General features: G+C 57.9%; 13 protein-coding genes. 10 read left to right on the top strand and 3 right to left on the bottom strand.

All coding sequences use genetic code 11. The features are described 5' to 3' along the window. The first annotated feature begins 201 nt into the window (after nt 1–201). The 7 genes from EGT36_RS15765 (at nt 202) to EGT36_RS15730 (ending at nt 6,673) form a co-directional block, all read left to right on the top strand. Nucleotides 202–732 carry a hypothetical protein gene (locus EGT36_RS15765; RefSeq protein WP_004442489.1) on the top strand — a complete coding sequence of 177 codons (531 nt, stop codon included), beginning with the start codon at nt 202–204 and terminating at the stop codon, nt 730–732. 281 nt (nt 733–1,013) lie between these two features. After that, a complete protein-coding gene (locus EGT36_RS15760) occupies nt 1,014–1,847 on the top strand; it encodes an RNA methyltransferase (RefSeq protein ID WP_004442488.1) in 834 nt (277 codons plus the stop codon). Continuing rightward, entirely contained in the window at nt 1,831–2,652 is an 822-nt protein-coding gene (gene murI, locus EGT36_RS15755; RefSeq protein WP_004442486.1) for a glutamate racemase, read from the top strand. Before EGT36_RS15760 ends, murI begins: the two co-directional genes overlap by 17 nt. 388 nt (nt 2,653–3,040) lie before the next feature. Further along, nucleotides 3,041–3,280 carry a hypothetical protein gene (locus EGT36_RS15745; RefSeq protein WP_037092962.1) on the top strand — a complete coding sequence of 80 codons (240 nt, stop codon included), beginning with the start codon at nt 3,041–3,043 and terminating at the stop codon, nt 3,278–3,280. A gap of 187 nt (nt 3,281–3,467) precedes the next feature. Continuing rightward, nucleotides 3,468–4,106 (top strand): LysE family translocator, encoded by a 639-nt coding sequence (locus EGT36_RS15740; RefSeq protein WP_004442479.1) that lies wholly within the window; start codon nt 3,468–3,470, stop codon nt 4,104–4,106. Nucleotides 4,107–4,140: 34 nt separating this feature from the next. Then, a complete protein-coding gene (locus EGT36_RS15735) occupies nt 4,141–5,028 on the top strand; it encodes an EamA family transporter (RefSeq protein ID WP_004442477.1) in 888 nt (295 codons plus the stop codon). 127 nt (nt 5,029–5,155) lie between these two features. Next, nucleotides 5,156–6,673 (top strand): helicase HerA domain-containing protein, encoded by a 1,518-nt coding sequence (locus tag EGT36_RS15730; RefSeq protein ID WP_037092961.1) that lies wholly within the window; start codon nt 5,156–5,158, stop codon nt 6,671–6,673. On the opposite strand, the gene EGT36_RS15725 is transcribed toward EGT36_RS15730, so the two are convergent. From EGT36_RS15725 to EGT36_RS15715, 3 genes are all read right to left on the bottom strand, one after another. Further along, the gene (locus EGT36_RS15725) at nt 6,674–7,195 is read right to left on the bottom strand and encodes a hypothetical protein (protein ID WP_037092960.1); all 522 of its coding nucleotides are present in this window, start codon (nt 7,193–7,195) and stop codon (nt 6,674–6,676) included. A 104-nt stretch (nt 7,196–7,299) separates the two neighbouring features. Continuing rightward, complete coding sequence (locus tag EGT36_RS15720) at nt 7,300–7,509, bottom strand: hypothetical protein (RefSeq protein WP_037092959.1); 210 nt, start codon at nt 7,507–7,509, stop codon at nt 7,300–7,302. A gap of 187 nt (nt 7,510–7,696) precedes the next feature. Then, the gene (locus tag EGT36_RS15715) at nt 7,697–8,680 is read right to left on the bottom strand and encodes a TerC family protein (protein ID WP_004442467.1); all 984 of its coding nucleotides are present in this window, start codon (nt 8,678–8,680) and stop codon (nt 7,697–7,699) included. A gap of 451 nt (nt 8,681–9,131) precedes the next feature. On the opposite strand from EGT36_RS15715, the gene rpsD reads away from it, so the two are divergent. The 3 genes from rpsD (at nt 9,132) to ttcA (ending at nt 11,736) form a co-directional block, all read left to right on the top strand. Continuing rightward, entirely contained in the window at nt 9,132–9,749 is a 618-nt protein-coding gene (rpsD, locus tag EGT36_RS15710) for a 30S ribosomal protein S4 (protein WP_004442465.1), read from the top strand. A 69-nt stretch (nt 9,750–9,818) separates the two neighbouring features. Then, on the top strand, nt 9,819–10,748 hold the full coding sequence (locus tag EGT36_RS15705; RefSeq protein WP_037092452.1) for a glutaminase: 930 nt from the start codon (nt 9,819–9,821) through the stop codon (nt 10,746–10,748). Nucleotides 10,749–10,809: 61 nt separating this feature from the next. After that, nucleotides 10,810–11,736: a tRNA 2-thiocytidine(32) synthetase TtcA gene (gene ttcA, locus EGT36_RS15700; protein WP_479829287.1), complete on the top strand. Its 927-nt coding sequence runs from the start codon at nt 10,810–10,812 to the stop codon at nt 11,734–11,736. Nucleotides 11,737–11,750 lie beyond the last annotated feature (14 nt).

Raw genomic sequence — 11,750 nt, 5'->3', positions numbered from 1 at the left:
TCGAAGCTGTGGCGCCTGTTGACGCCCATAGTCGGAAAAATATCCGGTGCGGCTATAGCATCGCACGCGCCTGAGGCAAAGCCATGGGGGGCGCTTTTTTGGCGCAGCGCAATAACGCTTTGCGCATTGCCAAACCATAATGCCGGAATACAGTCAGGCGAATCGCTTCGCCCGTCTCTGGGCCTCTACCGGGATCATATCATGCGGAAAATTCTGCTTCTGTCTGCCGCCGCCCTCTTTTCCCACGCCGCCCTCGCCGCCGGTCCCACCGATCCCGTCCAGAAGGTGATGGATATCACCGTCAAGAACTGGTCCGGCGATGCGGAAAACTGGAAATACATATTCGACGAGGACATGCTGACGAGCCTCTTCAGCAAGGAGTTCGTCGCGCAATACCGTGAAGCCTCCAAGAAGCCGGCTTACGAGGCCGAAAGCGGCGAGAAGGGCGATCCATTCGGTTATGATGTCGTGACCAACTCGCAGGATGGCTGCCCGCTTCAGGATGTGTCCGTGACGGCGGGTGCGGTGAAGGATGGCGTGACTGACGTGACGGCCAAATTCAAGCTCTGGGCCTGCATGGATGAGGCGGAGATGAAGGCGACCGTGGACGAGGTGCATTTCGATGTGATCGAGGAGGAGGGGCGGCCTGTCATCAGCGACATTCACCGGGTGGGCGACGAAGGCCGGGACTCGCTGCGTGAGGAGATGGCGAACATCATCAAGGGGGAGTAATGGGTCCCGTTTGAGCCGGTGGAGAGTGATGCGAGGTTTTCGCCACACTCCCCGTCATCCTCGGGCTTGGCCAGAGGATCCATTGATTTCAACGGGTTGTGGATCCTCGGTTCAAGCCCGAGGATGACGGGGTAGCGGTGTTGCTCTCATCTCCAGCAAAGCCGAGCGGGTGCGCGCTCTCTCCGACTTTGATTTTAACGGCAATCTGTGCCAGTGAAGCGCGCTTTACGGTATCGGCGTCAAAGTCTATGCCGCGCTTTTAAAAAAACGGACAAACAACGATGGCAGGCACAAACAGCGAGCTTGAACTTCTGGCGGAAGGCCCGGCGATCATTCTGGTCGAGCCGCAGCTTGGCGAAAATATCGGTATGGTGGCGCGGGCGATGGCCAATTTCGGGCTCGCCGAGCTGCGCCTCGTCAACCCGCGTGATGGCTGGCCAAGCGAAAAGGCGCGCTCCGCCGCTTCCAAGGCCGATCACGTCATCGACGCGACGACGGTGTTCGATACGCTGGAAGAGGCGATCAAGGATCTCAATTTCGTTTATGCCACGACCGCGCGCGAGCGTTATGGGTTCAAGCCTGTACGATCGCCAGTCACTGCGGCCGATACGCTCAGGGCAAAATTCAAGGCGGGCGAAAAGACAGGCATCCTGTTTGGTCGTGAACGCTGGGGCCTGACCAATGAGGAAGTGGCGTTGGCCGATGAGATCGTGACATTTCCGGTCAACCCCGCCTTTGCATCGCTCAATATTGCGCAGGCCGTGCTCCTGATGTCCTATGAGTGGATGAAGTCAGGCATGGACGATCTGGGCGAGACGCTTTTCCAGTCCGTCGAGCAGCGGCCTTCGACCAAGGAGCAGGTTTTTGGCCTGTTTGAACATCTCGAGGAAGCGCTGGATGCGCGCGGTTATTTCCATCCCGCTGAAAAAAAGCCGAAAATGGTCGACAATCTGCGTGCCGTGCTGTCGAGACGCGGTTTTTCCGAGCAGGAAATCAGTGTTTTCCGCGGCGTGATCAATTCGCTCGACCGTTTTCCCCGGCAGTGGCCGAAGCAGGCCGGTCGGGCAACGGGGCCATCGGCCGAGGGAGCAGGGGAGAATGCTGAAGACGAGTGAGGCGGCCACCGACGTGCTGAAGCCGGTGCTGGTGTTCGATTCCGGCATTGGCGGGCTGACTGTGCTGCGCGAAGCGCGCGTGCTGATGCCCGAGCGCGGTTTCATCTATGTGGCCGACGACGCCGGTTTTCCCTATGGCGGCTGGGAAGAGGAGGCGCTCAGGGCGCGCATTCTCTCGCTTTTTGAAAAACTGCTGCAGGATTTCAGCCCGGAGGTCTGCGTCATCGCCTGCAATACCGCCTTCACGCTTGCCGGTGCCGATCTGCGTGCCCGGTTTCCGCAGATGACCTTTGTCGGAACAGTACCCGCCATCAAACCGGCGGCGGAGCGCACCCGTTCCGGCCTCGTCTCCGTTCTGGCGACGCCCGGCACCGTCAAGCGTGCCTATACGCGCGATCTCATTCAGTCTTTCGCAACGCAATGCCATGTCCGCCTTGTCGGCTCGGAAAACCTTGCGCGCATGGCCGAAAGCTGGATCAGGGGGGAGCCGGTGTCGGAGGAGGCGGTGCTTGCCGAAATCGAACCCTGTTTTATCGAAAGCGATGGAAAACGCACCGATATCGTCGTTCTCGCCTGCACCCACTATCCTTTCATGGCCAACGTGTTTCGCCGTCTGGCCCCCTGGCCGGTAGACTGGCTCGATCCCGCCGAGGCAATTGCAAGACGTGCCCGTCATCTGGTGCCGATGCCCCAGGATGCCGAACACCCCGATGGATTCGACTTCGCCGTCTTCACATCAGGCAAGCCGGACTTTGCCACGCGGCGGCTGATGCAGGGTTTTGGCCTCAGCGTCTCCGTGTCCTGATTTCCCTTCCATGAGTCTGTTGCATTTTTGCATCTTTTTTGCGACTCTTTACAATTCGAGATTGCGACCTCTTGTCGCGCCGGATTTCCTGTGTAAGGTGTTTCTCGTCTGTAACCGCTATAAATGGAGGCGTGGAATGACCAATGACATGAATATGCGCCTTAACGGCATGTCTGGCCTTTCCGGCATGAATATCGGCGGTTATGGGATGCGAGGCATCTCCCTCCGATAAGGCTTAGGCCTGATTTCCCTGCCGTTTGGCGTTTTCATTTCGTTCGACGTGTGACCTGCGCGTTTGTGCGGCATCCTTGCTGTGCCCGTCGTTTCGTCCTGTCGTTTTTCATCGATAAAGGACCTGGCCGCTTTGCCGCGCCGGGATGGATTTCCCATGCAAAAAAATCAACCACTGGTAGCATATGCGCTGCCGGATGCGGTGGACCGTCTGTTCGTCACATTCGGCGTCTGGAAAACTCTCAAAGCGGTTCTCATTGCCGCTGTCGTGCCCCGCGCGCCACCAACTGACCCTGCCGATCTGCCGGAGCGCCTTCTGGTCGATATCGGCCTCGACCCTTCGCGCGTGAAGCGGCGGCGAGACTGGGAAACGCCCTACTGGGTGCCGCGGTTTTGACAATGGTGGCCTCTTCCGCACGCACATGCGGGAGAGGCCGGTCCCAGTTTGACCGCGGATTACGGAGAAACTCGTACCGGGACGTTTCCCGGGGGCATTAGGAGAGAGCTGCACAGCTCGTACAATCCGGCTTGAAGCAAAACATTTTCCGTGGCTTGCTCAAGACTCGGGATAGAGGAGATTCATCATGCCATTGGAAAACTGGCTGGCCTTCGTGGCCGCGTCCGCCATCATGCTTGCCATTCCAGGACCGACGATCCTGCTGGTCATTTCTTATGCGCTGGGCCATGGCCGCAAGGCGAGCACGGCAACGGTGACAGGCGTGGCGCTCGGCGATTTCACCGCCATGACGGCCTCGATGTTGGGGCTTGGGGCGCTGCTCGCCACATCCGCAGCGCTTTTTACCGGGCTGAAATGGATCGGTGCGGCTTACCTCATCTATCTCGGCATCAAGCTGTGGCGTTCGCCGGTTGGTGGCGAAGGTACCGATGGAACCGGCGTGACGGGCCGGGAAAGACCGCTCAAAATCTTCCTGCATGCCTATATCGTTACCGCGCTTAACCCGAAGAGCATCGTGTTCTTCGTGGCCTTTTTGCCGCAGTTTCTGGTGCCGACATTGCCGTTCTGGCCGCAGGTGCTGATTTTCGAGGCGACGTTCCTTGTGCTTGCCACTGTCAACGCGGCGCTTTATGGACTTCTGGCAAGTGCCGCCCGTAATACGATCCGCAAGCCGAAGGTTCAGCGGATTGTCAACCGCACGGGCGGTGGCCTCCTGATCGGCGCTGGTCTCGTTGCCTTTGGCTGGAAGAGGGCGGCCAGCGTATGACGCCCTCCATCGACTGACATTCGGACATAATAAAATGGCATTGCCGCATATACTTCTGGCCCTGGTTACCGTGTTTTTGTGGGGCTTCAACTTCGTTGTCATCAAGATCGGCGTCAACGATATGCCGCCGCTGTTTTTGACGGGGGTTCGTTATCTCTTTGCGGCAGTGCCACTGGTGTTTTTCCTGCCCAGGCCCAATGTGCCCTGGCGGCATATGATCGTTTACGGCATGGCCATGGGTTTTGTGCAGTTCGGCCTGCTTTATCCGGCCATCAAGCTTGGGCTGCCAGCGGGGCTTGCTTCGCTCGTCATGCAGTCGCAGGCCTTTTTCACGCTGGCGCTTGCCGTGGTGTTCCTCGGGGAACGGCCGTTGCCGTCGCAAATCCTCGGTGCAATCATCGCTTTTGGCGGGCTTGCGGTCATCGGCGTCGAGCGCATGACGGCGGCGGCGCTGGTGCCGCTTCTGATGGGCGTCGGTTCCGCCATTGCCTGGGCCTGCGGTAACATCGTCAATCGCCGCATCGGCCAGGTCAATGCGGTCTCCTTCGTTGCCTGGACGAGCCTTGTGCCTGTTCTACCGTTGATCCTGCTTTCGCTCGTGGTGGAGGGTCCTCGGGCGATAGTCGATGGGGTGGTCAATGCGACGCCGACCATGGCGTTCGTGGTGATCTATATGGCCTATGGTGCGACAATTGTCGGCGCTGGCATCTGGAGCTATCTGCTTCTGCGGTATCCGGCTGGAACGGTGGCGCCGTTTTCTCTACTGGTGCCCGTCGTTGGCTTCATCAGCGCCTATCTCGCTTTTGCGGAACATATCACAGTCTTCGAAGTGGCCGGCGCAGCGCTCGTGATTCTCGGGCTGGCGCTCAATGTCTTCGGGCGGCGTATTGCCTTTGCCCGCGCCTGGCGCCGTCCTGCTTAGGCCGGAACGCAAATGCCTGTGCATTACCGGCATAGGCGAGACGCAATCGACGATTTTTTGGTAAAGAGCATGTTCGGCCGCCGCGAGGGGAATCGGCCGGATCTGAGGCAGTACGAGGAACGGAACATTGCAGGTCGGCATCGACATGGGAACTCTATCGGGCGGGCAGCAGGCCAAGCTCGATATTGAAGAATTGCTTGCGACGCGTTTGCTGGTGCAGGGCAATTCCGGTTCCGGCAAGTCGCATCTGCTGCGCCGGCTGCTCGAGCAATCGGCGCCATGGGTGCAGCAGGTCATCATCGATCCCGAGGGTGATTTTGTTACGCTGTCCGATAAATTCGGCCATGTGGTCGTGGATGGCGAGCGCACGGAAGCCGAGCTCGCGGGCATCGCCAACCGCATTCGCCAGCATCGTGTTTCCTGCGTGCTGACGCTGGAAGGTCTCGATATCGAACAGCAGATGCGGGCGGCCGCTGCTTTCCTCAATGGCCTGTTCGATGCCGATCGTGAATTCTGGTATCCGGTGCTTGTGGTGGTGGATGAAGCGCAGATGTTTGCGCCGTCGGTTGCCGGTGAAGTCACGGAAGATGCACGCAAGGCTTCGCTTGGCGCGATGACCAATCTGATGTGCCGTGGCCGGAAGCGTGGTCTTGCCGGCGTCATCGCCACGCAGCGACTGGCCAAGCTTGCCAAGAACGTGGCCGCGGAAGCCTCCAACTTCCTGATGGGCCGCACTTTCCTCGATATCGACATGGCGCGCGCGGCAGATCTGCTCGGCATGGACCGGCGGCAGGCGGAAATGTTCCGCGATCTCCAGCGCGGCAATTTCGTGGCGCTCGGCCCGGCGCTTTCGCGCCGTCCGCTGCCAATCGTCATCGGGGCGGTGGAAACCTCGGCGCGCTCTTCTTCACCGAAGCTGATGCCGCTGCCGGATGCGCCGCAGGACGTCGAAGACCTGATCTTTACGCCGGACCCGGAAGAATTCACGCGTCCCGCAGTTCGTCGCACACCGCCGGCTCCGCGTCCAACAACGGATATTCTGGCTGAATTGTCCCGGTCTACTCCCGCGGCCGTCGGCCCAGCACCGGAGCATTCGCCTCGTGCGGGCCAGCCGGAAATAACGCCCGAGGAGCGCGAGGAAAAGATTTCAGCGGTTCTCGTCGAAATTCTCGATGACCCTCAATCCGCCTATCGTACCGATGCCGTGCTTTATCAGGATTTTCTGGTCCGTGCCCGCATGCGCCGCATTCCCGGCACGCCGATGACGCTGGCGGAATTCCGCCGGCAGGTGGCGATTGCCCGTTCAGGCGTTGATGCGGCTATGGCGGCTAGCGAAGGCTGGGAGAAGGCGCTGGAATTGTCGATGTCGGTTTCCGATGACCTGCAGGGCGTTTTTCTGCTGCTCGTCAAGGCAGCGCTCGGCGAGGAACCTTGCCCGTCCGATGCCCGAATTGCCCGCGCCTACGGCACCCATTCCGCCCGCCGCGCACGGCGTCTCCTTAGTTATTTCGAGGAGAAGGAGCTTGTGGTGGTGCATGCCGATTTCTCCGGCAAGCGTATCGTGGCATTTCCCGATCTCGACGCAAAAACCGCGCCCGGCGATGCGGATGCGGCTGAGGATGATGCAAGGCTGGCGGCGGAGTAATCACCAATCTGCAAAAAGCCGCACTGCGGAGCCGATTGTCGTGTAGAGACCCACGAGGCTGAGGGCCAGGAGGCAAACCAAAGAGACGATCGCCAGTATCGAGGTCATGCGATGCGACCGTTGACAGGGACGAGCGTCGACATCAGTTTGTATTGGAACGATGTGGGAGAGTTGCACCGCAGTCCATCCGCTGCGTTCGAATTCTGGCGAAGCGACAAATTCCGCAAGATGCCGTTGCCGTCTCATGGAAGAGGGCAACCGCGCCAGAAAGCGTTGCGGTTCGCGCCTGTCATTTCTTGAGAGGAAGATATCGATCGCTTCCCGGAAGCGCTCGTCCCTTGCGCCCGAGCGGAACAACATACGCCCCGCTTCGATGAAATCGTTCATCTCAAGCAGCACTTCGCCATATTTATGAAAGAGCGCCAGATCGACTTCGGGATGGCTGAGCCTTCCTTGAAGTATTTCCTTCGCTCGCCAAAGCTTCTGCTCAGAAATTGCCTGGTCGATCGATTCAAATCTCATATGTTGCACTTATAAATTTCGAAATAAAGACGTCTATGTCGGCCTAATATGTCTTAGTAAATCGAGTAATCGTCGATTAATTCCCCGAATAAATATCACTAAATCTACGATTCTGGATTCAATTCAGGATGTATTTCAATCAGGGGGAATATAATGTCTCTAGCAATATATCCCATTAAATCATTTGCTGATTTATAGAGTGCGAATTTAATTTTTTCGTCGGATATTTTTTCTATGCATTCGAACATTTGCCCCAGAATCGTGTCAATAGATATAGACAATTCTATTATTGATTTTGCTACATCCTTTTCCATCTTATCCTCTTTCCAAACAATATAGGCTATTTAAAATGCTTCGAGAGATTTTATCGCGTTTCTTCTAAGAATTGCAAAAAAACACGTGAGCGTCGCGGTAATATTTCATCTCGATAAAGTAACCAAACCGGCCAGTTCTTAAAATGTTACGAAGGAGGCAGCTTTTCTGCCTCCTTCGCGCGTGTAATTACTCGATGGCTTTCGCTTCCTTGCGTGTCGCGATCAGCGAACCGACGACGCCGGTGACGAGAATGGCGACGGTGACACCCAGCGAAACGGCCGGCGGAATCTTGGCGATGCCGAGCATGTCGGCCACGAAAATCTTGGAACCGACGAAGACCAGAACCGCAGCCAATGCATATTTCAGGTAGGCGAAGCGATGGATCAGGGCGGCAAGCGCAAAATAGAGGGCGCGCAGGCCGAGGATCGCGAAGATGTTCGAGGTATAGACGATAAACGGATCGGTGGTGATAGCGAAGATCGCCGGGATCGAATCGACGGCAAAGATGAGGTCGGCGATTTCGACCATGATGAGCGCCAGGAAGAGCGGCGTCACGAAGGTCTTCAGTTTTCCGGTTGTCTCATCGGTTTCCTTGACGAAGAACTTTTCGCCATGCAGCCTGTTTGTCACTGGCAGGTGACTGCGCAGGAATTTCAGGATGCGGTTGTTGCCGATGTCGTTCTCGTCATGGTCGGAGGAAAACAGCATCTTGAGGCCTGTGAAGACGAGGAAGGCCGCAAAGAGGTAAAGCACCCAGTGGAAGTTTTCGACGATGGCCGCGCCGCCGGCAATCATGATGCCGCGCAGGACGATAACGCCGAGGATACCCCAGAGCAGCACGCGGTGCTGGTATTGGCGCGGAATGGCAAAATAGGAGAAGATCATGGCGATGATGAAGATATTGTCCATCGCCAGGCTTTTTTCGACCACGAAGCCCGTGACATATTCCATGGCGGACTGCTGGCCGGACTGATACCAAATCCAGCCACCAAAGGCGAGGCCGATGGCAATATAGAAGCCTGACATCAGCAGGCTTTCACGAACGCCGATTTCCTTGGAATTCTTATGAAGTACGCCGAGATCGAGCGCGAGCAGGCCAAGGACAAGAGAAATAAAGACACCCCACATCCAGGTGGGTGTGCCGAGAAAATCCGATAGAAGAAAGTCCATCAGTCAACCTTTAGCCGGACGAGGTTGGCTTTACGGATGGGGAACGCGTGTCAAGAATATACGTGGGCCCCAACCTTAACAAACTCGACATCACGTGTTGTCCGGTAACACGCCAGAGGGGCCCGAGTTCTGATCACGACGAAGAGATGGGTGGGCACTTTTGCTTTTCAAGGGCAGACTTTAGAAAAAAGCGAAAGGCCTTGTTTGACAAAACCGTGAAAGCTCTGTAGAAGCCGCCCCAACGCCGGGCAGTGATGTCCGGTGTGTTTTGTTGACTGCCCTGCAGTTTAAGAACTGACGTTCGGCGGTCAATATCACCGACATGTCCCGTGGTTTCTCCATTCGCATGTGAGAAGCCTGTCAGAGGCCCTGCAACGGGCCTCAGAGGAGGGCGTGTTTCCTTAACCCGGTTTGGCAACAAGCCGGTATAAACCTTTGAGAAGGAAATACGATGAGCAAGCGCGAATCGGCTAAGTACAAAATCGACCGCCGCATGGGCGAAAACATCTGGGGCCGTCCGAAGTCCCCGGTTAACCGCCGCGAATACGGCCCGGGCCAGCACGGCCAGCGCCGCAAGGGCAAGATGAGCGACTTCGGCACGCAGCTGCGCGCCAAGCAGAAGCTCAAGGGCTACTACGGCGAACTGCGCGAAAAGCAGTTCCGCGCTACCTTCGACGAAGCAAACCGTCGCAAGGGCGATACCTCTGAAAACCTGATCGGCCTGCTCGAGTCGCGTCTGGACGCCATCGTCTACCGCGCCAAGTTCGTTCCGACCGTTTTCGCGTCGCGCCAGTTCATCAACCATGGCCACGTCACGGTTAACGGCGTTCGCGTCAACATCGGTTCTTACCGCTGCAAGCCGGGCGACGTTATCGAAGTTCGCCAGAAGTCCAAGCAGCTCGTAACAGTTCTGGAAGCCGTTCAGCTCGCTGAACGCGACGTTCCTGACTACATCGAAGTTGACCACAACAAGATGGTTGCGACCTACGCTCGCGTTCCGTCGCTCTCCGACGTTCCTTACCCGGTCGTCATGGAACCGCATCTGGTCGTCGAATTCTACTCGCGTTAATCGACGCGTTTCAGTATTCAGGAAGCCGCCCTTCGGGGCGGCTTTTTTGTTTGCTGGGGAAGGCTTTGCATGCAGGACATTCAGGGTATCGTCGATTCCATCCATGACAGCATGCTGCCGAGGCTGGGCGAGGGGAAGGTTGCGGATTACATTCCCGAACTCGCCAAGGTCGATCCCAACCAGTTCGGCATCGCCATCACCACGGTCGATGGAACGACTTATACGGCTGGCAATGCGCTGACGCCGTTTTCGATCCAGAGCATTTCCAAGGTCTTCATGCTGACGCTGGCGCTCGGCAAGGCCGGTGAGACGGTGTGGAACCGGGTGGGTCGCGAACCGTCGGGATCGTCCTTCAACTCCATAGTCCAGCTGGAGCACGAGCACGGAATTCCCCGCAACCCCTTCGTGAATGCCGGGGCGATCGTGGTGACCGATATCGTTTTGTCCGGCCATCAGCCGCGCGAGGCGATCGGCGAGCTCCTGCGGTTCGTGCGGTATCTCGCTGATGATGACACGATCAGCATCGACGATACGGTGGCGAAATCCGAGCAGGCGACGGGTTTCCGCAATTTCGCGCTCGCCAATTTCATGCGCTCCTTCGGCAATCTGCATCACCCCGTGGAATATACGCTCGGGGTCTATTTCCATCAGTGCGCGCTTTCCATGACCTGCGCGCAGCTATCCCGCGCCGGCCTGTTCCTGGCCAATCGCGGCCGCAACCCGCTGACGGGGCATACCGTCGTGTCGGACCGCCGCGCAAGGCGCATCAATGCGCTGATGCTGACCTGCGGTCATTATGACGGGTCGGGCGATTTCGCCTATCATGTCGGCCTGCCGGGCAAGAGCGGCGTCGGCGGCGGCATCATGGCGGTGGCACCCGGCAAGGCATCGATCGCGGTCTGGTCGCCCGGCCTCAACAAGGTCGGCAACTCGGCGCTCGGGTCACATGCGCTGGAAATGCTGGCGACGAAAACAGGTTGGTCGGTATTCGGGGCTTGATCTTCCGGGCGGATGGGAGCATTGCCTGCATGGATAACGGCAGTCGTGCCGGAGCGAGCGGATGATGAATATTCTCACCAGGGTCGATGACATCGCGGAAAAGATCGGGGCAGATCAGGAATCGCCGGAAGAAGCTGGCAGCTCGCATCCGCTATTTGAAAATGCACCGCGCTCCGTCTCCTTCAACAAGCTGCGCAAGCGGCTGCTGCGCAATGTGCGTCAGGCCTTTGAAGATTTCGACATGCTGAAAGGCCAGAAGCGCTGGCTGGTCGGCCTTTCCGGTGGCAAGGACAGCTACGGGCTTTTGGCGCTGCTGCTCGATCTCAAATGGCGCGGCCTGCTGCCCGTTGAACTGATCGCCTGCAATCTGGATCAGGGTCAGCCGAATTTTCCAAAGCAGGTCTTACCGGAGTATCTGGCGAAGATCGGCGTTGCCCATCGCATCGAATATCGCGACACCTATTCTGTGGTGAAGGAGAAGGTGCCCTCCGGCGGCACTTACTGTTCGCTCTGTTCGCGGCTCAGGCGCGGCAATCTTTACCGCATCGCGCGGGAGGAGGGCTGCGACGCGCTGCTGCTCGGCCATCACCGTGAGGATATTCTCGAGACCTTCTTCATGAACTTCTTCCATGGCGGACGTCTGGCCGGCATGCCGGCAAAGCTTTTGAATGACGAGGGTGACCTGATGGTCATGCGCCCGCTTGCCTATTGCGCCGAAGAAGACATGGCGAAATTTGCGGCCGCAATGGAGTTTCCGATCATCCCCTGCGACCTTTGCGGCTCGCAGGACGGACTTCAGCGCAACGCCATGAAGGAAATGCTGGCGGATATCGAGCGGCGTATGCCCGGTCGGAAGGATGTGATGCTGCGGGCGCTGGCGCATGTGAACCCTTCCCATCTCCTCGACCCCAGACTTTTTGATTTTTCGGCGCTTTCTGTCACGGGGGCGTCATCTGAAGAGCCTAGGGAGGCCCACCCTCCCTTATGAAGAAGTGCCCCGCG

Source organism: Agrobacterium sp. FDAARGOS_525 (genome assembly GCF_003938925.1).
GTDB lineage: Bacteria > Pseudomonadota > Alphaproteobacteria > Rhizobiales > Rhizobiaceae > Agrobacterium > Agrobacterium pusense.
This window is presented reverse-complemented; position numbering and strand designations above follow the sequence as displayed.